This window comes from Neptuniibacter sp. QD37_6 (assembly GCF_047778085.1).
GTDB lineage: Bacteria > Pseudomonadota > Gammaproteobacteria > Pseudomonadales > Balneatricaceae > Neptuniibacter.
Genome location: NZ_CP180550.1, coordinates 2,627,799 through 2,651,206, shown reverse-complemented (window position 1 = coordinate 2,651,206; position 23,408 = coordinate 2,627,799). Strand labels below are relative to the sequence as shown.

Below are 23,408 nucleotides of genomic sequence, written 5' to 3'. Positions count from 1 at the left end.
GATGGCTGCTGATCTATATTCAGCTAAAGTCAGAGAAGGTCGCGCCTATCTATCCCTACTTCTAACGCCTTTGCAGTGGATTGTTGATATTCCAAGCCGAGTGGCGGGTGAGGTTTCAGATGTTGTAGTGGATCGTAGTCTTCTAATAAAAGAGAACGCAAAGCTCAAATCTGAGGCGTTACAGCTGGAGCGTAAAGTCCAGCAAAATGCCGCGCTTCGTCAAGAAAACAATCGCTTGCGAGCATTGCTTCGTGGTAGTAAAAGGGTTGATGAAGAGGTTGAACTCGTTGAGCTTATAGGTGTGAACCCTGATCCTTTCCAGCACCAAGTTATTATTAATCATGGTAGTGAAAACGCGGTAACGATTGGACAGCCGATCTTGGATGCTGGTGGTGTGATGGGACAAGTGACAGAAATATCCCATTATACCAGCCGCGTCATGTTGATTACTGATGCTCGACACGCCTTACCAGTAGAGATTAATCGCAATGGTTTCCGTTCTATAGCTCTTGGCAAGGGTCAGTTAGACGAGCTAGAGCTCAATCATGTACCGGATACGGCAGATATTGAAAAAGGCGACTTGGTTATTACTTCAGGTTTGGCTCAGCGATTCCCGCGTGGCTACCCTGTTGCGATTGTATCTGAAGTGATTCGAGATCCTGGTCAGCAGTTTACTAAAGTGACCATTAAGCCGACGGCGTTGTTGGATAAATCCCGTCATCTGTTGTTAGTGAAAATGCCTGAACCTCAAGTTGAGCCTGATGAAGCTCAATACCAATCCCAGCCACAAGAGGTGAGTGAGTGACGCCTGGGTCGCCTGCTGCTTCAGGTGGTGGACTAATTATCCTTGCCACTTTTCTGATCGGCCTAATGCTGAGCCAGATGCCTCTGCCTTACTACCTTGAATGGGCGCGCCCCGAGTGGATAGCGATGATCCTCATCTATTGGGTCATGGCGTTACCTCATCGCGTTGGCATGGGCATGGCCTTTTTCTTAGGTTTGTTTTTAGATGTTATTAAAGGCAGTGTGTTAGGTCTAAATGCGCTATCACTGACGATAATTGCCTTTTTAACATTGCTTCTACATCAAAGACTTAGAATGTTCCCCATCGTGCAACAGGCTATGATGGTGATGGTGCTGGTGGGTATTAATCAGTTACTGTTTCATTGGATGCAGGCGTTCACCGGTTATACAGGTGAAAGTTTGATATTCCTTCTGCCTTGCCTTATTAGTGGCTTGCTATGGCCATGGTTGTTTGTTTTTTTACGCGGCATTCGCCGCTTATTCCGAATACGCTAAAAGGAAGGTTGTTAAATGGAATTGATTCTTGCCTCAGCTTCCCCAAGACGAAAAGCATTACTCGATCAGATTGGAGTGCAATGTTCTGTAAAGCCAGTTGATATCTGTGAAGATGTTAGAGATGCTGAACTAGCAGTGGACTATGTTGAGCGATTGGCAATTGAAAAAGCGCAAGTTTGCTTTGATTTAACTGATGGCTCTAAAGCAGTGTTAGGTTCTGATACTACCGTTGTGTTTGATGGTAGGATTATGGGAAAGCCTGCGGATCAAGATGAAGCAATAGAAACGCTTCAAAGGCTTTCAGGTAATACTCACCAAGTACTCACCGCAGTTGCGGTAGTGACTGCGGAACAAACAAGATCTGTGGTAGTCACAACCAACGTTAGTTTTCGGCCAATTTCGCTAGCTGAGTGTGAAGCTTATTGGCGTTCGGGTGAGCCGCAAGATAAAGCTGGATCTTATGGTATTCAAGGATTTGGCGCTGTGTTTGTTGAAGAAATTAAGGGTAGCTATTCTGCAGTAGTGGGTTTACCTCTGACAGAAACAGCTGAAATGTTAGTGCAGACGGGCATTCGCATCTGGCATTTGGAAGAGAATTAAGGATAGAGCATGGGCGAAGAGATACTGATCAACTTTACACCGATGGAAACTCGGGTTGCGGTTATCGAAAATGGGATGCCGCAAGAAGTATATGTAGAGCGTGTTCATCGTAGAGGTATTGTCGGCAATATTTACCAAGGTAAAGTTGTACGCGTTTTACCAGGGATGCAGGCTGCATTCGTCGATATTGGTTTAGAACGTGCTGCATTTATTCATGTAGAAGAGGTGCTTTCTCAAAGTGCCACACATGAAGAAAAGGCCAATACCTCTATTGCTCAAGTGCTTCGTCAAGGTCAATCGTTGCTTGTTCAGGTGACTAAAGATCCAATTGGTACTAAAGGTGCTCGCCTAACGACTCACCTTTCTCTTCCTTCTCGTTATCTGGTGTGTATGCCTGGCAACAGCCATGTAGGTGTCTCGCAGCGAATAGAAGATCTGGAAGAGCGCGATCGATTACGGGCGGTCATGAAAAAGCTTGTATCCCCCGATGATGGTGAGCCAGCGGGCTTTATCTTACGGACAGTTGCCGAAGGTGCTGCAGAAGCGGAGTTGGAGGCGGATACTCAGTTCTTGAGACGTTTATGGGCTTCGATCAAAGAGAAAATCGCAACAGCTAAAGCGCCAAGTGTCATCTATGAAGATCTACCGCTGAATATGCGGGCGCTACGAGATATGGCGCATTCAGGTCTAGAGAAGATCAGAATTGATTCCAAAGAGACGTTTCAAAAAGCGGAAGACTTTGTAAAAACGCTGGTGCCTGAAGTTGCTGATACGCTTGAATATTATCCGGGTGAACGGCCTATTTTTGACCTCTTTAATGTAGAAGAGGAGATACAAAGGGCTTTAGGCCGCAAGGTTGAACTGAAGTCAGGTGGCTACCTGATTTTTGACCAAACGGAAGCGATGACGACTGTTGATGTGAATACAGGTGCGTTTGTTGGTCATCGCAATCTTGAAGAAACAATCTTTAAAACGAACCTTGAAGCTGCAACGGCGATCGGTCGTCAGCTTCGCTTACGTAACCTTGGCGGTATTATCATTATCGACTTTATCGATATGGAAGATGCTGATCACCAACGTCAGGTACTTAGAACGCTAGAACGCGTGCTGGAGCGCGACCATGCGAAATGTAAAGTTACAGGTGTGTCCGATCTTGGTTTGGTTGAGATGACCCGTAAGCGCACCCGTGAAAGTCTGGAACAGGTCCTCTGCGATGTTTGTAGTGAATGTCAGGGGCGGGGGTCAATTAAAACGCCTGAAACGGTTTGTTATGAGATCTTCCGTGAGATTCTTCGCCAACATAGGGCCTATGATACCGATAGCTATCTAGTGTTAGCGGCACAGCCAGTCGTCGATTATTTGTTGGATGATGCATCCAACCATGTGGCTGAATTAGAAGCCTTTATTGGAAAGACTATTCGTTTTCAGGTGGAGCCTATGTATAACGCTGAAAACTTTGATGTTGTATTGCGCTAAAACTTAAAAGGATCGCTAGTGAAACGCCACGCACATTCTCTTTTTTGGTTCCTTTATTGGGGGCTTGCTGCGTTTGCAGCAATTGTGGTGCTTTTGCTGTTCGGCATCAAAATCTTAGTAGAGGATGTTGATAAGTATCGTCTAGATATCCAACAAGGTTTATCTGAACAACTCACCGCACAAGTTCATATTTCAAGTATCGAAGGTGAGTGGCGAGGCTGGCAGCCAGTCATTTCACTTCGTGGTGTATCGGTAGATCAAATAGAAGCAGAAACAGGAGCTTCTTTTGGTTTGCTGGAGGGTCTTGTGGCCATTGATCCTGCTGCATCGCTAAGGGCATTAACGCCTGTCTTTTCGCAGTTTGATCTAAAAGGTCTGACGCTAAAATACGATCAAACCCGAGTTGCTCTAGATACTAAAGCTCTAACGATTACAAATGCTTCATCAGAAATACAAAGTGAAGGAGGCTCTAATTCCCATCAGAGCTCTGACCTTTTGTCTTTTCTATTAATGCAGCGTGAAATCAATATCGAAGATACGCGTATTGTAGTTGTTCCTAAAAATGGCGATGAGATTATCGTCGAGCCGATCCAATTAAACCTTCAGCATGACGGTGTGTTACATCAGCTAAAAATTGATGCGGATCTCGTTACTGCGTCGGGTAAAGCTGATCTGAAGTTCGTTGCTGAAGTTGAGGGTAATCCTGCAAAAAAAGCAGCTAACTTTTATTTTAAGTTTTCCGGGCTTGATCAACAGCTATTAAATCCTTGGTTAAACCTCATGGGTGTTCAGTTAGATAGTTTGCAAGCTGAGCAGGAAATTTGGGGGCAAAGCTATAAAGGAAAATTAGCCTACCTAACAGCTAAAACCTCGATTGAGAATTTTGCTTATCAAGAGTATGTATTTGAGCAGTTTGCCGTTCAAAGTGCGCTGGTTCGAAGAGATCATAGCTTTCAGTTGCAGATTACTGATCTGATTATTGGCGCTGCTGAAGAGCAATTCACCTTGCCGCGTATGAGCTTGGATCTCGCACGAAACGGGGCTGAGATCAAACCCAATAAGTTGATGATCGATCGTATCGACTTACAGCGACTATCTGATTTGGTCATCAAGCAGCCTTTTATGCCGATATCTGCTATTCAGGTAGTTGATACGCTATCGGCGGAAGGGATTCTGGAAAACTTATTGGTGTCTTGGGACAAAGATGCTGAGTTATCAGATTTTAAGTTACTTGCGGACCTTAACAATGTAGGTATTGATGCTTGGGGTGATGTGCCTGAGCTAAAAGGAATTAACGGATTATTAAAAGCCGATATTGCTGGAGGAGAAATTCATCTACAAAGCGATGATTTCATCATGCAATACCCTACGTTGTTTGATTACCGCTGGCAGTATCAACATGCTGATGGTGTTATAGGTTGGCGCTTCGAAGATAGCGGTGTAGTTGTTGCCTCTCAAATACTGCATCTGAAAAATGAAGGTGTTTCTGCATCGGGGCGTTTCAGTATTTACCTACCTTTTTCGCGTGATGAGCAGCCTCTTTTAAACTTACAAATTGGTATGCAAAACAGCGATGGTTTGCATGCAAAGTACTATATACCGCCAAAGGAGGTAGGCGTAAAAACCTATGATTGGCTGGTCTCAGCTATACAGAATGGACATATCAATCAAGCGGGATTTGTATTAAACGGGGTGACCCGTTCACGGTTAGATGATTATCAACTGCCTAGTGTGCAGATGTTTTTTGATCTGAGCGAAGCGTCTTTTGAATATCAACCGGATTGGCCTGCAATTAAAAAAGCGAATAGCTTTGTCTTCTTCCGTAATGGTGAATTAACTGCTGAGGCAAAAGGCGGGAAAATCTACAATTCTGATATCGATTTTGCCTGGGTGCACCTGCCAGTTTCTACTGAAAAACTACTCATAACAGGCCGCATTACAGGTCCAACCAAAGATGTAGAGAGTTTGCTTACTGAGAGTCCACTACGAAAAGAAGTAGGTGATGAGTTAGCTGAGTGGGAAATGGAAGGCAACACGGCAACGAGTATCGAGATAGATTTACCCCTTCAAGGTAATAAAACGCCAATAGTTGATGTTAATTCCGCAATTACAAAAGGAAGGTTTTACTCTAAACAAGAGGGGATAGATTTCTCAGGTATTAATGGCCTGGTGAATTATGGCTCAGCCAGTGGTCTCTCTTCTAAAAGGCTTGAAGCACGATTATTTGAGCAACCCATAACAGCTTCTATCAAAACTCAGAGTCGTAAAACGGCGATTGAGATTGATGGTGCTGTCCAAGCGGAATATTTGAGACAGTGGTTAGATTTAGATCTCTTAAGGGTCGCCCAAGGTAAGCTTTCTTATAATGCACGTTTGGATATGTGTCCTGGAAAAAGCTGTAATCAATTAGTTATTAAGAGTGATTTAAAAGGTATCGCCTTATCTGCGCCTTCACCTCTTGCAAAAACCGCTGCTCAGTCCAGTCAGTTAACCATCATCAGTGATTTAGGGCGACAGTTCAAAGATGATCGAAGTGTTGTGCGTTTTAATTTAAGTAATCAGCTACGTGGGGTAATGCTAAATAGAAATAATCAGGTATCTCGCGGTCGCTTTACTTTAGGTGGCACAAAGCCGACTCTACCAACTGCTCAGGGGGTTTGGGTTGATGGCCGTGTAGCGATGCTTGATTATGATCAGCTGGAACAATTTTTCAAAACTGCACGTTTTACTGAGAATAAAGCGGATAATTCATCATCGGGCCAATCTGATAGTTTATTACAAGAGGTTGATTTGCAGATTGATCAATTTAGCTTTGAAGATATTGTGTTGGATAAGTTAAAAGTAAACCTTGCTCCTGATGTTGGTGGGTGGATGCTTACGGCTTATAGCCCTCAAGTCGGCGGCAAGTTATGGATGCCAGAAGATCCGAGCCAGCCTTATAAGGTAAAACTAGGTCATCTCCGTATCGTAAAGGATGAAAGTGATAGTGAGCAGGGCGTTACCGCAGTAACGCCACCAGTAGACCCTGCTGTATTACCTAAGTTGGATTTCAGTGTCGACAGCTTCGAACTAAATAAGCTTCCGCTGGGAGGTTGGAGTTTTATGCTTAGGCCAACCTCTTCTGGGGCTGTAGTGAAAGATATCTCAGGCAATATGCATGGGTCTTCTGTACGAGGTGAGTTACGGTGGGACAAAAATGGTAAAGAGCTCTCCGAGCTTACGGTAAAGCTGGATGGTCAGGATTTTGGTAAAGTTCTCGATGCCTGGGGTATCTCTGATGCGCTTGAAACTAAAAGTTTGAATGCCTATTTGCAGCTTTCATGGAGTGGTGCACCCTGGAAGTTTGAAGTGGGAAAGTCGAATGGTGAAATGCAGTTTACGGCCAAGAATGGACGTCTACTTGATGTTGGTAATTCCGGTAATATTCTCCGTATCTTCGGTATTTTAAATCTACAATCATTAGGGCGAAGACTCCGATTAGATTTCACGGATCTCGTTCAGACCGGTGTTGCTTTTGATGAGATGAAAGCAGATTACTCAATAAAAAATGGTATAGCACATACAGCCTCACCTTTCATTATGAGGGGGCCATCTGCCAATATGGCTATGAGCGGCAGCCTGAATTTAATGAACGAAACGGTAGATAAAGAGATTGAAGTCGCTTTACCTGTAACAGATAACATCCCTCTAGTCAGTGTACTGCTCGGTGCTCCGCAAGTAGCAGGTGCGGTTTTCCTTTTTGATAAGTTAATTGGTGATCCTTTGGCTAAGTTCACTACAGTGAAATACCGTATGAGCGGTGACTGGGGTAATCCGGAAATCGATATAGATTTAAATCAGAAAAAAGAGCAGCCTAAGGCGGATTTGGAGCTTCATGATGGCTAAATTAGCAGTTGCCCAGATGGTTTCAGGGGAGTGTGTTGATACAAACTTAGAAACTGTTGAGTTTCTCGCCGAGGAAGCTGCTAATTCAGGGGCGCAATTATTACTCCTGCCGGAGAACTTTGCTCTACTGGATTCTCGTGCGGTTATCGATTTGGCTAGGGATGAAGTTAAAACCCAAAGAATTCACAGTCTATTATCTTTGCTAGCAAAGAAATATAACCTTTGGATTGTGGCTGGAAGTGTGCCTGTATTGACTCAGGGAGCTGATGAAGTAAAGGATAAAGTTTGGGCTAGCTGCTTAGTTTTTGACAATCAAGGATCGTTAGCAGCATCTTATAACAAAGTTCACCTCTTTGACGTTGATGTGGCTGATGCTCATGCATCCTATCGAGAATCAGACTTTATTCAAGCGGGGAGTGGTCTTGTAACCGTTGATACTCCATTCGGCTCCATCGGCCTAGCAATTTGTTATGATCTCAGGTTTCCGGAGCAGTTTCAGAAATTACGCCAAATGGGTGCAGAAATTATTACAGTTCCTTCTGCTTTTACCTATGTTACTGGAGAAGCTCATTGGGAAGTCTTACTTAGAGCACGAGCTATTGAGACGCAATGCTATGTTCTAGCAGCTAATCAAGGAGGAGAGCACAGTCCAAGCCGCAAAAGTTGGGGGCATTCGATGATTGTGGATCCTTGGGGAGAGGTGCTTGCGGTTAGAGAGCCAGCTGGTAAAGGATTAGTGTTGGCCGATATTGATTTAAAAGACGTGCAAGACAGGCGAGATGCCATGCCTGTCATTCAGCATAGGTCTAAAGCAGGCTTTTAAACGCCGTCTACCTCACGTAAATATTTAAACAGTTTTCTGGCTGCTGCAGGAGGCTTGTCCAGCTTCTGTTCTTTTTGAGCGTTACGAATTAATTGGCGCAAATGCTGGATATCAGCATTTTCATGTTCAGCAACATAGGCTTGAAGTGCGCTGTTGCCTTCACCTATCAGTCGGTCACGCCAGCGTTCTAATTTATGGAATGCTTGGGTATGTGCCTGATGGCCTGCTTCGAATAGTCCGATGGCTTGCTCTATCTCATCGCTATCTTCAGTACGTAGCAGTTTGCCAATAAATTGCAGATGTCTTTTTTGAGCACCATTAGATTTAATGCGGTGAAACTCATCGATTGCACTACGTAAGCGGTCATCTAAGGAAAGCTTATCGAGTTGCTCTTTATTGAGTTTCGTTAGCTTTGCACCCAAATCCTGCAGCGCATGCATCTGCTTTTTAACATCAGTTTTACTCAGCCATTCCTCTTCAGACTCTGACTGCAGGTGATCAAAATTGTCGTTTTCGCTCATGTAATTTCTCAGGCGTAGAAAACTGTGGCTAGACCTAAAAAGGCAAAGAATCCAACCACATCAGTAATAGTTGTTAAGAGTACACTGCCTGCTAGCGCAGGATCTATACCCAATGATTTTAGACATATAGGCAGTAGGGTGCCTGCTATAGCGCCAGCTATGAGGTTAATCACTATGGCCAGAGCGATAACGATGCCTATATTCATATCTTGGAACCAGAGGGTGGCAACCACAGCGATAACCAGCGCCCATAAAATACCATTGAGGGCGCCTACGACGATCTCTCTGTTTAACAGCCAACCGGCGTTCGATCGTTCAACGTGTCCTAGTGCTTGCCCACGAATTACAAGTGTTAAGGTCTGCGAGCCTGCAATACCGCCCATGGAGGCTACAATCGGCATTAAAACTGCTAAAGCTACGACTTTTTCAATCGTATCTTCAAATATACCAATAACGGCGGAGGCTATAAATGCTGTAAGTAGATTGATGCCTAACCAAACAGCTCGGCGTCGAGTCGTTTTCAATACTGGCGCAAAAGTATCTTCATCCTCATCCAGGCCGGCCATACTCATCAGGGAATGGTCTGCATCTTCACGGATAACATCGACTACGTCATCGATTGTGATACGGCCAAGAAGTTTACCATCATCGTCAACGACAGGTGCTGAAACTAAATCATGTTCTTCAAAGAGTGAGGCAACTTGATCATCAGGCATGCCGGCATTGATTGGTTCTATATCCGTATTCATGATCTCACGGATCGTGATAGACGGATCTGACACTAGCAGTTTGGTTAGCGGTAGTAGTCCAATGTAGGAATCTTTTCGGCTTACAACGATCAAGCTATCTGTCATCTCAGGGATTTCATCATGACGACGGATATAACGTAAAGTAGTTTCTACGCTGATATCAGGACGGATAGTGGTTGTATCCGTGTTCATCAGGCCGCCAGCTGTATCCTCGGGATAGGATAGTAGCTGCTCAACTCTGCGGCGGTTTTGCTTATCCATAATCCGCAGGGTTTCTTTCATCACTCGATTTGGAAGCTGCTGAAGCATGTCAACCATATCGTCTGAATCTAGTGATTCTGTAAGCGCTAAAACCTCTTCAGAATTCATACGGCTTAAGATATCAGCCTGAATTTCATCCCCTAGGTGTTGTAATACTTCAGCTTCTAGATCTTCTGAGATCAAATTCCATAGAATTTGACGCTCTTTTGGCGGGGATTTTTCAATTAGGCGGGCTACTTCGGTCGGGCGAAGCGCACGATTTAGCGTAAATCGAATCTGACGGAATTCACCGCAATCGAGTGCTTCATTGAGCTTGTCCAGATTCGACTTTGTTTCTGTCTGCGCCATAGGATGCCGTCGCTAATGATTCGTCACGATGCTGTGAAAACTAGGATGTCTTTTAACGCGTTGATTATAGCGGATTGTAAAGGCGGGGATAACCCAATGATAAGTATAAAAATTATTACTCGTCTTCGTCGAAGCGATTATTGATCAGTTCTTCGATAGCTATGAGGGCGCTTTCTTCGTCACTACCGTTAGTTTTAACTGAGAGTATTGTACCTTGGCTCGCTGCAAGCATCATAACGGACATTATGCTTTTTCCATCCACTTCTCGGCCATCTTTGATGAGAGTGATATCAGCAGAGAAGCGTGAAGTAACACCGATTAGCTTAGCTGCGGCGCGAGCATGGAGACCTAGTTTATTGATGATCTCTAGTTCTTTTTCTTGCATCGGGGTTAACTCAATTCTCTATGGCGGACATGAACATTATCCATGTGTTGTGAGAAATGGGAAGCCAGACGTTCGCTTATATAAACCGAACGGTGTTGACCTCCAGTACAGCCGATGCCGATTGTTATATAGCTGCGATTATTTTCGGCAAAGCGGGGTAACCAGCGAGATAGAAAATCAGTGATATCACTGATCATCTCGTTTGCTTCTGCTGAATTGTTTAGAAAGTCTTGAACCGGCTGTTCCTGCCCTGTAAATTTTCTCAGCTCTGGGATCCAATGGGGGTTAGGGAGCGCACGGACGTCGTATACAAAATCGACATCTAGAGGAACCCCATGTTTAAAGCCAAAGGATTCAAATTGTACGGAAAGAGTTTGCTCTTTTCGCTTAGCAACACGGAGTTTGACCGTATCCCTCAAGTCATAAAGGGATAGGCGCGTTGTATCTATTCGAATATCAGCAAGGCTAGCAATAGGTTCCAGTAATACAGATTCTGATTGGATAGACTGTTGTAGATTCTTATGTTCATCAGAAAGCGGGTGTTTTCTTCGGGTTGAGCTGTATCTTTTTAATAGCGTAGCTTCGGATGAATCGAGAAAAATTACTTCATATTCTGCCCAGCGTTCTTGGCGAAGGTTCAGCAAAATTTGAGGGAATTTGGATAGGTTACTGAGTAGATTGCGCGCATCTATGCTGACCGCTATGCGATCAGGGTGACTGGGTTCACTACTCATCTGCTGGACTAAATCAGGTAGCAATAATGCTGGAAGGTTGTCTATGCAATAGAAACCTATATCTTCTAGAGCTTGTAGAGCCGTACTTTTGCCGGAACCGGATCGACCGCTTATCACTACAAGCTTCATTTCACATCCTATGAACTAAGTTGGCAAATTGCCTGATAGAGTACTTCGTTATCTTCAACACTTCTCAACTGTTCTCGTACACTCTCCTGACTAAATAGCTCAGCAATCGCGGCAAGAGTTTGTAAGTGTTCAGACGTAGTATCTTCTGGTACCAAAAGAACAAACAAAAGATCTACCGGTTTGCTATCTATGGCATCGAAATCAATAGGTTGAGCCAATTTTATTAAGTAGCCTTTAGCATCGTTGCAGTCAGCAAGTCGGCAATGGGGTATAGCTATGCCATCGCCTATGCCTGTACTGCCTAATTTCTCGCGACCGTGCAAACCGTTGAAGATGCAAGATGCTTCTAGGTCAGGGTTCTGCTCTGAAATAATTTCAGATGCTTTTTCCAGAATTCGTTTTTTACTGCTCCCCTCAAGACCGCAAAGGGTGCTTGAGGGGGTTAATAGTTCATGGACCAACATAATACGTTGTAGCGTGAGGCCTATTTGTGATTTTTAAGTTTTTCTTTATGTTTGATAACTTGACGGTCTAGTTTGTCTGTTAGGCCGTCAATTGCAGCATACATATCATCGTGCTCGTGCGTAGCGAAAAGCTGTGCGCCTGAGACATGCATCTCGGCATCTGCTTTCTGACGTTGTTTCTCGATGCTTAGTGTTACTTGAACATTGGTGATATTATCGAAGTGACGCTCAATTTTCTGCATTTTTTCTAGGACGTAGTTTTGCATTGAATCAGTCAGTTCAACATGATGTCCAGTAATATTAATCTGCATAGGTCTCTCCTACATTAGTGGAGGCGTTTTGCCGCCGTCCTTATTTATTATCTCTTTATTAAACCAGACGCTTTCTTTCATTAGAAGGAGGAATGCCCATTGCTTCACGATATTTTGCAATGGTACGTCTAGCTACTTTGAATCCTTGTTCATCTAGGAACTGTGCGATTTTATTATCGCTCAAAGGTTTTGCTGTATTTTCGGCTGCAACCATCTTTTTGATCAGAGCTCGGATCGCTGTAGATGAAGCTGCGCCACCGGTCGCTGTACTAACATGGCTGGAGAAAAAGTATTTAAGTTCAAAAATTCCACGAGGTGTGTGCATAAACTTTTGTGTTGTTACACGAGAAATGGTTGATTCATGCATCTCAACGGCTTCTGCTATATCGTGTAATACCATTGGTTTCATGCCTTCTTCGCCATGATCTAGAAAACCGGACTGTCGTTTGACGATCTCATTCGACACTTTTAAAAGTGTTTCATTTCGGCTCTGTAGACTTTTAATAAACCAACGTGCTTCTTGAAGATGGTTTTTCAGATAGGTGTTATCAGAACTATTATCAGCCCGCTTAACTAAGCCTGCATAACCTGAGTTTATTCTAAGTTTAGGCGAAACTTCTGGATTTAGGTTAACAGTCCACACACCGCGTTGTTTAGTTACGATGACATCAGGGATGACATATTCGGCAGCGGTTTGGCTGATGCTAGCGCCAGGCTTAGGGTTTAGGCTCTGAATGAGCTGAATAACTTGCTGTAGCTGTGGCTCCTTGAGGCGTGTTTTTCGCATTAATTGGCGATAGTCGTGGGTGCCTAGAAGCTTGATGTACTGATTGACTACTTTGATAGCTTCAGTGCGCCAGGGTGTATCAGATGGAAGTTGACTAAGCTGTATGGCCAAGCACTCGCTGAGATCACGACAAGCAATGCCGGCCGGATCGAATTGTTGAATGCGATGAAGTACTGCTTCTATTTCATCAAGTTCAACTTCATCGCTCCCTTCAGAATTTTGCTCTAAAAAGTGTTCATGAATCTCTTCAAGGAGAACAGTTAAATAACCATCAGGGTTAATACCATCAATAATATTGGTGGCAATGAGCCTATCTAAATCACTCATCGGTGTGAGATTTAGCTGCCAGTGAAGATGATCTTGCAATGTCTCTTCTGCAGTATCGTTCGATTCAAAAGAATCAATATCTTCTTTGCTTAAAGTAGGTGTGGAAGATTGATATGTGTCTTCCCAGTTACTATCTGTCGACAGCTCTTCAGGAATGCTTTCATTCCAATTATCTTCTACAGCGGGAGTGTCATCGAAATCTTGTTCAGCAGGGGAGCTTCTCTCTAGTTCTTCAGCAGCGCTTTGATGAGAGTCTAGATTGTTGTCCTGATCATTTGATGTCGCATCCGGTGTGTTGTCATCCTCGGATACATCTAACATCGGGTTGCTTTCAAGTGCTTCTTGGATTTCCTGCTGGAGATCCAGTGTTGATAATTGCAGTAGGCGAATCGCTTGCTGCAATTGTGGTGTCATTGTGAGCTGTTGCCCAATTTTTAAATGAAGCGCTTGTTTCATAATACGGTGGCACTAACTCCGGAGGCTACAATCATCTAATCGCTATTCCTTGTTTTATAAGGTGAATTGATCACCGAGATACGCATTGCGCACTGCTTCATTATTCATAATGTCATCAGGCTTGCCATTAGCAAGTATAGTGCCTTCGCTAACAATATAGGCGCTTTCGCAGATATCTAATGTTTCGCGAACATTGTGATCTGTTATTAAAATGCCGATGCCTTTGGACTGCAGATGACGGATTGTTTGTTTAATGTCGTTGACCGAAATAGGGTCTACGCCGGCAAAAGGTTCATCTAGCAGTACAAATTCAGGTTCGGTTGCCAAGGCTCTGGCAATCTCCACTCTACGACGTTCACCACCTGACAGACTCATACCAAGACTATCGCGGATATGAGTGATATGGAACTCTTCCAGCAACTCATTCATTTTAGTCTTGATTGCTTGTTTATCTAAGTCTTTCCGTGTTTCAAGAATGGCCAGTAAATTATCTCGTACAGATAGCTTTCGAAAGATAGAGGCTTCTTGAGGTAGATAGCCTATACCTTCTCGAGCGCGACCATGCATTGGTAGAGCTGTGATGTCTTTGTCTTTTATTTTGACTTGACCACGGTCTGCTTGAACCAGGCCAACTATCATGTAAAAGCAGGTGGTTTTACCGGCGCCATTAGGCCCTAAAAGTCCAACGATTTCACCACTGTTAATTTTAAGTGAGACGTCTTTAACAACTTCACGTCCTTTGTAGCGCTTAGCTAAGTTTCGCGCTTCCAATAAACTCATTAACGCAGGCCTTATTTCTTCTTAGAGGGCTGAATGACCATGTTTACACGGCCTTTTTCTTTGCTATTCGTAGATGCTGAACCAAACGCATTCACGATTGATTTGTCCAAATCGTAAACAATTTTGGTTCCCGTAAAAGTGTCCTTAGCTTGGATTACTTTGGCGTTTTGGGTAATGGTCAATTCTTTCTTACTAACCATATAAACCATATGTTTGCCCCAAGCATCAGTGAATTCACCATTAACTTCTTGCTGTTGGCGAAAATGAGCTGGTGAGCCTTTGGCTATTAGCTTATCTACATCTCCGTTAGCTCTGTACATATCTACATGGGCTGCTTCGATTAGTAGTGAGCCTTGTTTGATAATGACATTACCTTTATAGGTGGTAATGCCTGTGGTGTCATTAATACTGGCAGAATTTGCTGTGATGTAGATAGGCTTGTCTTGATCGTCAGGCAGGGCGAAAACAGAATTCGATGCAATCACACAAAGTGCAACAAGCGTATGTAATAGCCTAATCAACATTTTGATGTGTTCCTTTTACCCTAGAGTGTAAATTGAAAACGCGGGTGTTGAAATTAATATCCATTCCAGTGCCTTTCATTAGACTGTGTTCTGTTTCTAAGTTCACTGGTAAGTTTGTTTCTGCAATGTCTTTTTTCGGATAAATCGTCAGAGCTTCGGTAGTCAGTGTGTTGCTCGACTGCGCATCTGAATTATCAATAACTCTGACATTACCTGCAAGGTCTATTCGGCTGTTATCATCTTGGACGGTTCCTGTTTGTGATGAGATGTTGATAACCGAGTTGTCGGAGCGATAATGATTACTTTTAGGTTGAATCAGAAAGTTTTGTCTCTCTTTTGGGTTGTGTTCTAACCGAGGTGTTGTGAGTTCTTGCTTGAGTTTACCGTCTATGTCCCATTCTTTTACAGCTGCTTGGTCGACAAAATAATCCATCTTTTCAGATAGTGGTGCTTTGGCAGAGCTGTGTTCTTGAGGCGAGCCTGAAAAGCCCCAATACAGAAGTATTGGGATCAAAATGGCAGCAGCGATGATAATGCGTAATTTACTACTTAGATCAGGCATTTGCAGTGACTTTTATAGGTACTTTGCATGTAATTGCTCAAGTTTACCTTGAGCTGCAAGGATATGCTCGCAAAATTCTCGAGCAGCCCCTTCGCCGCCTCTGCGCGTGCTGCACCAATCGGCATGTAGTCTAACGAAATTATGCCCGTTTGGAACGCTGGCACCAAATGCACAATGACGGATGGCAGGCAGATCTGGTAAGTCGTCTCCAATATAAGCGGTTGTTAATGCATTGTGTGATGTGCTAGACCACAGTTCTTCTAGAGCAACTAGCTTATCTTCGCGACCTTGATATAGGTAATTGATACCCAGTGATTTGCTGCGGCGTTCTACTTGTGGGGAGCTGCGTCCAGTAATAATTGCAGTCTCAATACCTGCTTCCATCAATAGCTTTAGGCCGAGACCATCCAGTGTATTGAATTGTTTAATCTCTTGCCCGTTTGGAAGAAATAGAAGCTGTCCGCTAGTTAAAATGCCATCTACATCAAAAACAGCAAGTGTAATATTCTCTAAAGAAGTTGTTCCAGTCATTAAATGACACCTGCTTTGAGTAAATCGTGCATATTAAGCGCGCCAATTGGCTTATTTAGTTCATCTGTAACGATGAGTGCATTAATCTTTTTTGCTTCCATGATTTGTAAGCATTCGGCAGCTAATGTTTCACTATTAACCGTAGTGCCTTGGCGAGTCATAACGTCATCGATAATTGTATGCTTTAAATCCACGTTCTGATCTAGGGCTCGGCGTAAATCGCCATCAGTAAATATACCAAGTAACTTTCTGTCTTTATCTACGATTGTGGTCATACCTAGGCGTTTGCGAGTGACCTCTAAGAGCGCTTCTTGTAAAAGCGTTCCAGACGCCACTTCTGGCACATCCTGATCAGCGTGCATTATATCGCTTACTTTTAGGAGTAGTTTGCGACCCAAGCTGCCGCCAGGGTGGGAAAAGGCAAAATCTTCTGCGCTAAAACCGCGTGCTTCTAATAAGGCTATGGCTAATGCATCTCCGAGCACTAATTGAGTAGTAGTGCTTGAGGTTGGCGCTAGGCCAAGAGGGCAGGCTTCTTTTTCAACGCCAATGTGTAGGTTTGCGTCTGAAGCTGTGGATAAGGTTGAATCAGCGTTAGCTGTAATACTAATAAGCGGAGCTTTCATCCTTTTTAAAAGGGGGATGATGGTAACGACTTCGGCTGTTTCGCCTGAATTAGAAAGGGCGATAACCACATCGTTTGACGTGATCATCCCCAGATCGCCATGGCTAGCTTCTCCAGGGTGAACAAAAAAAGATGGTGAGCCTGTGCTTGCTAAGGTCGCGGCGATTTTTTTGCCAATATGGCCTGACTTTCCCATACCTGTAACAATGATTCTGCCGGAGCATTGAAACATTAGTTCACAGGCGCGAATAAAATTCTCATCCAGATGGCTAACTAAATCTGAAACGGCTTCAGCTTCAAGTTGAATGGTACGTCTTGCTGAGCTGAGAAAATCAGGTAGTGACATCAGAAACCTATACTGTCTATTGTGATATGGTCATAGTGTATAGCAGGACCAGATAACCTGCATAGGCAGCTGCTAACAGGCTGCCTTCAAATCGACTGATGGAAGGTGGTTTTTGCCATAGGGCAAAGGCCATAAGCGTGAAAGTTAGCCCAAGCATGGCAACATAATCTCGTTGCAGAACTATTGCATCCATACCAATTGGCGCTATAAGTCCTGGTACAGCCATTACTGCAACAAGGTTGAAAATATTTGAGCCTACTACGTTGCCAATAGCGATGTCGTGATGGTTCTTTAATGCACTTGCCACGGATGCAGCTAGCTCAGGTAGGCTGGTACCTATAGCTACGATTGTTAAACCTACAACAAGCTTACTCACGCCCATTGCGAAGGCGATTTCACTAGCTCCCCATACAAGTAACCTTGAGCTAGCAGCTAGAACAGTGAGCCCGGTTATTAACCAAAAAATCGCTTTTTTTGTTTCTAATTCAGGTAACTCTTCTTGGTCACCCGCTAGTTCATCTTGAGGTGCATCTTTTTGAAACCGATTAAATAGGTATAGGCATGCTGCTAAGGCTATTAGCAGGATCACGCCGTCCATGCGGCTTAGATGTAGGTCGAAAAGAATAACGCCGGCAAGTAAGGTGACGCCTAATAAAAGGGGTAACTCTTTTCGTAAAACGCCAGATTTTACCGGTAAAGGTGCAATGAGTGCGGTGATACCAAGTACTAGTGCAATGTTGGCAATGTTGGAACCAAGGGCGTTACCTATTGCAAGATCTCCAGATCCTGATGTGGAGGCCATGATCGAAACTAGGATTTCGGGAGCTGAGGTACCAAAAGAAACTATTGTCAGACCGATAAGCATCGGTGACATACCAAAATTTTTAGCTGTCGCTGCAGCCCCTTCTACAAACTTATCTGCACTCCAGACCAATAAAACTAAGCCGGCCATTAGTGCCAAAATTGGGTAAAGCATAAAGAAAATATGTTCCAGTATTAGATGAAGGACGCTATTAAAACAGAATGCTGTTGTTGTTTAAATCGGCACAATAAGGAAGTAGAGGTAAATATTCCTGTTTTTATATCTAAATGGTATAGTTGCGGCCCCAAAGTTGGGGTTGTTGAATAAATCCTGAACAGTGGAACGGACTTAAGCTGTTTTGCACGTGTTATAAATGGAATCTTATGAATCAGTTTGATGATGTAGTCATCGATATTCAGCAGATGAGCTTCGCTCGCGGTGAAAGGCCTATATATAGCAATATCGACCTTAAAATCCCTCGAGGGAAAATTACTGCAATTATGGGACCTTCAGGTACCGGTAAAACCACACTGCTGAAATTAATTGGCGGTCAGTTGAAACCTGATACTGGTTCTATCTCGATTGATGGTCAAAATATCCCAGAATTAAGCCGTAACGATCTATTTTCGGTTCGAGAACGTATGGGGATGCTTTTTCAGAGCGGTGCTCTTTTTACCGATATGAGCGTATTTGAAAATGTAGCTTTTCCTCTTCGCGTACACACGAACCTACCTGAAGATATGATTCGAGATATCGTATTGATGAAACTTCATGCGGTAGGTTTGCGTGGAGCTAACGAATTAATGCCGAGCGAGCTGTCAGGTGGTATGGCTCGCCGTGTTGCATTAGCCCGTGCAATTGCATTGGATCCCGACATATTGATGTATGATGAGCCATTTACAGGTCAAGATCCTATCGCGATGGGGGTGCTCGTTAACCTTATCAGGCATCTTAATAACTCTTTAGGGCATACAAGCATTATTGTTTCACATGATATTCAGGAAACATTAGGTATAGCTGATTATGTATATATTCTCGCTGATTCAAAAGTAGTTGCTCAAGGTACGCCAGAGGAGTTACGAGAAGTTGAATTACCTCAGGTGAAACAATTTATGCACGGTTTGCCAGATGGTCCGGTACCGTTTCATTTCCCTGCAGGCGATTATGCTGATGATTTGTTACAGGGTGGTCTGAAATGAATAAATTGGCTTCATTAGGGCATGTTACGTTGAGCAGGTTAGCTGCGTTCGGTCGTGCAACTATAATTCTATTTCAATCATTGATAGCGAAACCTCAGCCACTAATGATGTTCCCTTTGTTGGTGAAACAGATATATTTTGTTGGCGTTTTATCGATGATTATTATCGTGGTTTCGGGGCTATTTATAGGTATGGTTTTGGGACTGCAAGGTTATACAATTCTTGTCGATTACGGGTCTGAACAAGCCGTAGGGCAGATGGTGGCCTTGAGTTTGGTTAGAGAATTAGCGCCAGTAGTTACTGCACTGTTATTTGCAGGGCGAGCAGGATCTGCTTTAACCGCCGAGATCGGTTTAATGAAGGCGACAGAACAGCTTTCTAGTCTTGAAATGATCGGAGTTGATCCACTGCGCCGCATCATAGCGCCGCGTTTTTGGGCTGGTTTTATCTGCTTGCCTATTTTGGCGGCAATATTTGCAATCGTAGGCATCTACGGTGGTGCTTTAGTGAGCATTGATTGGTTAGGAATTTATGAGGGTTCATTTTGGGCCAATATGCAGAACTCAGTAGATTTTTACGAAGATGTTGTTAACGGCTTAATTAAAGCAGTTGCTTTTGGATTTGTTGTAACTTGGATTGCTGTATTCCAAGGCTACGACTGTATACCAACCTCGGAAGGTATAAGTCAGGCTACAACGAAAACAGTGGTTTACTCATCCCTTGCGGTGTTAGGCCTAGATTTTATTCTTACAGCAGTAATGTTTGGAGAACTTTAATATGCGTATGCGGATCTTGGAGATCAGCGTAGGTGCCTTTGTTTTGGCAGGTATTTTGGCGTTGGTAGGATTGGCGTTGAACGTAAGTGGTTTGAGTATGTCTACAAGTGACAATACTTATACTGTTTATGCCCGCTTTGAAAATATTGGTGGTCTGACACCTCGAGCAAAAGTAACAATGTCTGGTGTCACTATTGGTAAAGTAACAAACATTGAGCTAGATACGGAACAGTTGGTTGCTAAAGTTTCTATGGAAATTAATGGCGATGTTGATTTTCTTTCCATTGATAGTTCTGCGGCCATCCTAACTGCAGGGTTGTTAGGTGAACAGTATATCGGTGTTACCGTTGGAGCCGAAGAGGAATATCTTAGTGATGGTGGCTTTATCGAAGATACTCAATCTGCGCTAGTGCTAGAAGAGTTGATCGGTAAATTCCTTTTCAATGAAGCGAGTGAGTAATTATGATACAGCAGGTATTTAAACGATTAGGGCACTTGGCTGCGATCGTAGCTTTCGCATTGTCATTTAGTGTTACTGCAGTACAGGCTTCTTGGGAAGAAGCGGGTAAAGTCATTGAAGGTGCTACATCTGATGTTCTGCAATTGCTAGAAAATGAAGAGCTTTTGAAGGAAGAGCAGAAAGATCAGTTGATTTCTGAGATCGATACGATCCTTTCCCCGGTAGTAGACTTCGATTACATCGCAAAAGGTGTAATGGGCAAATACTACCGAAGAGCGTCAAAAGAGCAACGCATGCAGTTTAGTGATGTTTTCAAAACTACTCTTTTGAAAACTTATGCTAAAGCATTGGTAGGATTCAAAATCGAGCGTTACGAAATGGTGCTGCCTCGTAAGAAAAGTCCTGACGAGAAAAAACAAATTGTTACTGTAAACGTTTTTGCTGCAGACGGTACTAAGTTTGCGCTGATTTATTATATGAAAAAGAGCGCGGATGAGTGGAAATTGGTTAACGCTGTTTTAGATGGTAGTGTGAATATTAAACTGAGTTTTAAAAACCAGTTTGCAGATCTGATGCAGCGTAATCGTAATAACGTTGATAAAGTTATTACTAGCTGGAAGGACAAGGTTGATCCTGACAAGGGAAATGCTTAATGACAACGGCTAGCATTAAGTCAGCACAGCTAATTGCGATTGAGGGGGAGCTAAAATTCCCTGTAATCATGCAATTACGTAAGCAAGTCGAGTCGCTATTGTCTGATTTGAAAGGTAAGGCGCAAATTGACTTTGCCGCGGTTACAGCGGTGGATAGCTCTGCTTTATCTTTCTGGTTGTGCTGTCTTCGATCCGCCCAACGTAATCAATTAGAACTTGAGCCGATCAACTTGCCTGTGGAAATGCAGGGTATTGCGAAATTGGTTGGGCTTGAAGATCTAACAAATTGATTAGTATTAAGTGATATTGGAATAAGGCGATGCTTAGCATCGCCTTTTTTGTCATGATCCGGTATTATTTCCGCCTTATTTTTATCTAGAAGTATTCTATCGGGAGCTTTGCATGCAGGCTGAACAGGTTAAGCAGATTCTGGAATCTCAACTTGAGAACTGTGTAGTTACAACCGCAGGTGAAGGGTGTGATTTTCAGGTAACCGTTGTAGGTGAACTGTTTGAAGGGCTGCGTCCGGTGAAATGTCAGCAGCTTGTATATGCTTGCTTGAACGAGCATATCGCAAATGGAACAATTCATGCTCTAACTATTAAGACTTTCACTCCTGCGCAGTGGGAAGCTTCCCAGAACTAAACGCCTTTTACTGGATTGACCATGGATAAACTTATTATTACAGGTGGCGAGCAGCTCACAGGTGAAGTTCGCATCTCCGGTGCTAAAAACTCGGCGTTACCTATTCTTGCTTCTGCTTTGTTAGCGTCTGAGCCAGTTACAATTTGTAACTTGCCACACTTACATGACATTACGACGATGCTTGAACTTTTGCGTCGTATGGGTGTTGAGCTAGTTATTGATGAAAAATTAAATGTAGAAATTGATGCCAGCACAATCGATAAACTGGTTGCACCTTACGAACTAGTAAAAACGATGCGTGCATCAATCTTGGTACTGGGCCCTATGGTGGCGCACTTTGGCGAAGCTGAAGTATCCCTTCCTGGTGGTTGTGCTATCGGTTCACGCCCAGTCGATCTTCATATTCAAGGTCTACGCGCAATGGGCGCAGACGTAGTTGTTGAAGGCGGTTATATCCGTGCTAAAACCAATGGTCGCTTAAAAGGTGCCCGAGTGTTCTTTGATACTGTAACGGTTACAGGTACAGAGAACATTCTGATGGCGGCAACGCTGGCCGAAGGCCAGAGTATTCTTGAGAATGCTGCTCGTGAACCTGAAGTGGTAGACCTAGCAGAATGTTTGATCGCGATGGGTGCGGACATTACTGGTCACGGTACAGATACCATTGTTGTTAATGGTGTTGAGAAACTGCACGGTTGTAAATTCCCTGTGGTTGCTGACCGTATTGAGACTGGTACATACCTAGCCGCTGTAGCGGCAACGCGCGGTAAGGTAAAGATCAAAAATACATCGCCAGCAATTCTTGATGCTGTTCTGCAAAAGCTTGAAGAAGCGGGCGCACATATCACTACAGGTGATGATTGGATTGAGCTGGATATGAAAGGTCAGCGTCCAAAAGCAGTTAACGTGACTACAGCACCTTATCCTGCTTTCCCAACAGATATGCAAGCGCAATTCTCGGCGATGAATGCGGTATCTGAGGGCGTCAGTATTCTAAAAGAAACCATATTTGAAAACCGTTTTATGCACATGCAAGAGATGATTCGCATGGGCGCTAAAATCAATATTGATGGCAATACCGCAGTGGTAGAAGGGGTTGAGCGTCTACAGGCAGCGCCTGTTATGGCAACAGATCTGCGTGCTTCTGCAAGTTTGGTTATTGCTGCATTGGTTGCAGACGGTGACACCGTAATTGATCGTATCTACCACATCGATCGCGGTTACGAGTGTATTGAAGAAAAATTACAGTTATTAGGCGCACGTATTAAGCGTGTTCCAGGTTAAACAGGTATATAGAACGCTATGAAGCAGCAACTAACGATTGCACTGTCCAAGGGACGTATCCTCAAAGAAACTCTGCCTTTATTGGCGGAAGCTGACATTGTGCCGGCAGAGGATATTCATAGCAGCCGTAAACTGATTTTTGATACAAACCATGACAACATCAAATTGGTTGTCATTCGTGCTACAGACGTACCGACTTATGTTGAGTACGGTGGCGCGGATATGGGTATCGCAGGTAAAGATGTTCTGCTTGAGCATGGTGCTGCTGGTTTGTATGAGCCTTTGGATCTGAAAATCTCTAAGTGCAAGCTTATGGTTGCAGGTATGAAAGGGGCTAAGCCAGTTGAAGGCCGAATGAAAGTTGCTAGTAAGTTTGTCAATGTGACCCGTGACTACTTTGCTAAACAGGGTTGTCAGGTCGATATCATCAAACTTTATGGCGCTATGGAATTGGCACCGCTAATGGGCTTGGCTGACCGTATCGTTGATATCGTAGATACAGGCAATACCTTGCGAGCTAACGGTCTAGAGCCGATGGAAGAAATTGCGGATATCAGCTCACGTTTGGTTGTTGGTCAGCCTTCAATGAAGATGAAGCACCGTCAGATCCAACCGATCTTAGATAAATTAGCTGATGCAATTGCCCGCCGTGATGGAGAAGCGTAA

The 23,408-nt window shown here is 43.7% G+C and carries 27 protein-coding genes; 14 read left to right on the top strand and 13 right to left on the bottom strand.

The genetic code is table 11. The annotated features are described in order from the left end of the window. The first annotated feature begins 1 nt into the window (after window position 1). Genes mreC through ACMXYO_RS12620 form a run of 6 tightly spaced genes read left to right on the top strand, consistent with a single transcriptional unit; the run spans window position 2 to window position 8,083 of the window. Window positions 2-805 carry a rod shape-determining protein MreC gene (mreC, locus tag ACMXYO_RS12645; protein ID WP_415885456.1) on the top strand — a complete coding sequence of 268 codons (804 nt, stop codon included), beginning with the start codon at window positions 2-4 and terminating at the stop codon, window positions 803-805. Beyond that, window positions 802-1,299 carry a rod shape-determining protein MreD gene (mreD, locus tag ACMXYO_RS12640; RefSeq protein WP_415885455.1) on the top strand — a complete coding sequence of 166 codons (498 nt, stop codon included), beginning with the start codon at window positions 802-804 and terminating at the stop codon, window positions 1,297-1,299. The genes mreC and mreD overlap by 4 nt, the downstream gene beginning before the upstream one ends. Window positions 1,300-1,314: 15 nt before the next feature. Beyond that, window positions 1,315-1,899, top strand: coding sequence for a Maf family protein (locus ACMXYO_RS12635; protein ID WP_415885454.1), 585 nt, complete (start codon window positions 1,315-1,317; stop codon window positions 1,897-1,899). A gap of 9 nt (window positions 1,900-1,908) precedes the next feature. After that, window positions 1,909-3,375 (top strand): ribonuclease G, encoded by a 1,467-nt coding sequence (gene rng / locus ACMXYO_RS12630; RefSeq protein ID WP_415885453.1) that lies wholly within the window; start codon window positions 1,909-1,911, stop codon window positions 3,373-3,375. An 18-nt stretch (window positions 3,376-3,393) separates the two neighbouring features. After that, on the top strand, window positions 3,394-7,260 hold the full coding sequence (locus ACMXYO_RS12625; protein ID WP_415885452.1) for a YhdP family protein: 3,867 nt from the start codon (window positions 3,394-3,396) through the stop codon (window positions 7,258-7,260). Next, the gene (locus ACMXYO_RS12620; RefSeq protein WP_415885451.1) at window positions 7,250-8,083 is read left to right on the top strand and encodes a carbon-nitrogen hydrolase family protein; all 834 of its coding nucleotides are present in this window, start codon (window positions 7,250-7,252) and stop codon (window positions 8,081-8,083) included. The genes ACMXYO_RS12625 and ACMXYO_RS12620 overlap by 11 nt, the downstream gene beginning before the upstream one ends. Here the strand turns inward: ACMXYO_RS12620 and yjgA are convergent. From yjgA to ACMXYO_RS12555, 13 genes are all read right to left on the bottom strand, one after another. Then, on the bottom strand, window positions 8,080-8,604 hold the full coding sequence (gene yjgA, locus ACMXYO_RS12615) for a ribosome biogenesis factor YjgA (protein ID WP_415885450.1): 525 nt from the start codon (window positions 8,602-8,604) through the stop codon (window positions 8,080-8,082). The genes ACMXYO_RS12620 and yjgA overlap by 4 nt on opposite strands. A gap of 8 nt (window positions 8,605-8,612) precedes the next feature. Further along, on the bottom strand, window positions 8,613-9,962 hold the full coding sequence (gene mgtE, locus ACMXYO_RS12610) for a magnesium transporter (protein WP_415885449.1): 1,350 nt from the start codon (window positions 9,960-9,962) through the stop codon (window positions 8,613-8,615). Window positions 9,963-10,077: 115 nt separating this feature from the next. After that, window positions 10,078-10,347 carry an HPr family phosphocarrier protein gene (locus tag ACMXYO_RS12605; RefSeq protein ID WP_415885448.1) on the bottom strand — a complete coding sequence of 90 codons (270 nt, stop codon included), beginning with the start codon at window positions 10,345-10,347 and terminating at the stop codon, window positions 10,078-10,080. 5 nt (window positions 10,348-10,352) lie between these two features. Continuing rightward, window positions 10,353-11,210, bottom strand: coding sequence for an RNase adapter RapZ (gene rapZ, locus ACMXYO_RS12600; RefSeq protein WP_415885447.1), 858 nt, complete (start codon window positions 11,208-11,210; stop codon window positions 10,353-10,355). Between the two features lie 8 nt (window positions 11,211-11,218). After that, a complete protein-coding gene (ptsN, locus tag ACMXYO_RS12595) occupies window positions 11,219-11,677 on the bottom strand; it encodes a PTS IIA-like nitrogen regulatory protein PtsN (protein WP_415888101.1) in 459 nt (152 codons plus the stop codon). Window positions 11,678-11,694: 17 nt separating this feature from the next. Further along, entirely contained in the window at window positions 11,695-11,985 is a 291-nt protein-coding gene (gene hpf, locus ACMXYO_RS12590) for a ribosome hibernation-promoting factor, HPF/YfiA family (RefSeq protein WP_415882015.1), read from the bottom strand. Window positions 11,986-12,043: 58 nt separating this feature from the next. Continuing rightward, window positions 12,044-13,555, bottom strand: a complete 1,512-nt coding sequence (locus tag ACMXYO_RS12585) for an RNA polymerase factor sigma-54 (protein ID WP_415885446.1) — start codon at window positions 13,553-13,555, stop codon at window positions 12,044-12,046. 54 nt (window positions 13,556-13,609) lie between these two features. Further along, a complete protein-coding gene (gene lptB / locus ACMXYO_RS12580) occupies window positions 13,610-14,335 on the bottom strand; it encodes an LPS export ABC transporter ATP-binding protein (RefSeq protein ID WP_415885445.1) in 726 nt (241 codons plus the stop codon). A gap of 11 nt (window positions 14,336-14,346) precedes the next feature. Beyond that, window positions 14,347-14,859, bottom strand: coding sequence for a lipopolysaccharide transport periplasmic protein LptA (lptA, locus tag ACMXYO_RS12575; RefSeq protein ID WP_415885444.1), 513 nt, complete (start codon window positions 14,857-14,859; stop codon window positions 14,347-14,349). After that, a complete protein-coding gene (gene lptC, locus ACMXYO_RS12570; RefSeq protein WP_415885443.1) occupies window positions 14,849-15,421 on the bottom strand; it encodes an LPS export ABC transporter periplasmic protein LptC in 573 nt (190 codons plus the stop codon). The genes lptA and lptC overlap by 11 nt, the downstream gene beginning before the upstream one ends. Before the next feature lie 12 nt (window positions 15,422-15,433). Beyond that, a complete protein-coding gene (locus tag ACMXYO_RS12565) occupies window positions 15,434-15,952 on the bottom strand; it encodes a KdsC family phosphatase (RefSeq protein ID WP_415885442.1) in 519 nt (172 codons plus the stop codon). Then, window positions 15,952-16,923, bottom strand: a complete 972-nt coding sequence (locus tag ACMXYO_RS12560; protein WP_415885441.1) for a KpsF/GutQ family sugar-phosphate isomerase — start codon at window positions 16,921-16,923, stop codon at window positions 15,952-15,954. The genes ACMXYO_RS12565 and ACMXYO_RS12560 overlap by 1 nt, the downstream gene beginning before the upstream one ends. Before the next feature lie 16 nt (window positions 16,924-16,939). Continuing rightward, complete coding sequence (locus tag ACMXYO_RS12555; protein WP_415885440.1) at window positions 16,940-17,899, bottom strand: calcium/sodium antiporter; 960 nt, start codon at window positions 17,897-17,899, stop codon at window positions 16,940-16,942. A gap of 209 nt (window positions 17,900-18,108) precedes the next feature. Between ACMXYO_RS12555 and ACMXYO_RS12550 the strand changes: the two genes are divergently transcribed. From ACMXYO_RS12550 to hisG, 8 genes are all read left to right on the top strand, one after another. Next, window positions 18,109-18,924: an ATP-binding cassette domain-containing protein gene (locus ACMXYO_RS12550; RefSeq protein WP_415885439.1), complete on the top strand. Its 816-nt coding sequence runs from the start codon at window positions 18,109-18,111 to the stop codon at window positions 18,922-18,924. Continuing rightward, complete coding sequence (gene mlaE / locus ACMXYO_RS12545; RefSeq protein ID WP_415885438.1) at window positions 18,921-19,700, top strand: lipid asymmetry maintenance ABC transporter permease subunit MlaE; 780 nt, start codon at window positions 18,921-18,923, stop codon at window positions 19,698-19,700. The genes ACMXYO_RS12550 and mlaE overlap by 4 nt, the downstream gene beginning before the upstream one ends. A 1-nt stretch (window position 19,701) precedes the next feature. Further along, entirely contained in the window at window positions 19,702-20,160 is a 459-nt protein-coding gene (mlaD, locus tag ACMXYO_RS12540; protein WP_415885437.1) for an outer membrane lipid asymmetry maintenance protein MlaD, read from the top strand. Window positions 20,161-20,162: 2 nt separating this feature from the next. Next, window positions 20,163-20,813 carry an MlaC/ttg2D family ABC transporter substrate-binding protein gene (locus ACMXYO_RS12535; protein ID WP_415885436.1) on the top strand — a complete coding sequence of 217 codons (651 nt, stop codon included), beginning with the start codon at window positions 20,163-20,165 and terminating at the stop codon, window positions 20,811-20,813. Beyond that, complete coding sequence (locus tag ACMXYO_RS12530; RefSeq protein WP_415885435.1) at window positions 20,813-21,103, top strand: STAS domain-containing protein; 291 nt, start codon at window positions 20,813-20,815, stop codon at window positions 21,101-21,103. The genes ACMXYO_RS12535 and ACMXYO_RS12530 overlap by 1 nt, the downstream gene beginning before the upstream one ends. Before the next feature lie 112 nt (window positions 21,104-21,215). Next, window positions 21,216-21,458 carry a BolA family protein gene (locus ACMXYO_RS12525; RefSeq protein ID WP_415885434.1) on the top strand — a complete coding sequence of 81 codons (243 nt, stop codon included), beginning with the start codon at window positions 21,216-21,218 and terminating at the stop codon, window positions 21,456-21,458. Between the two features lie 21 nt (window positions 21,459-21,479). Then, a complete protein-coding gene (gene murA / locus ACMXYO_RS12520) occupies window positions 21,480-22,742 on the top strand; it encodes a UDP-N-acetylglucosamine 1-carboxyvinyltransferase (protein ID WP_415882001.1) in 1,263 nt (420 codons plus the stop codon). A gap of 18 nt (window positions 22,743-22,760) precedes the next feature. Further along, window positions 22,761-23,408, top strand: coding sequence for an ATP phosphoribosyltransferase (gene hisG, locus ACMXYO_RS12515; RefSeq protein WP_415885433.1), 648 nt, complete (start codon window positions 22,761-22,763; stop codon window positions 23,406-23,408).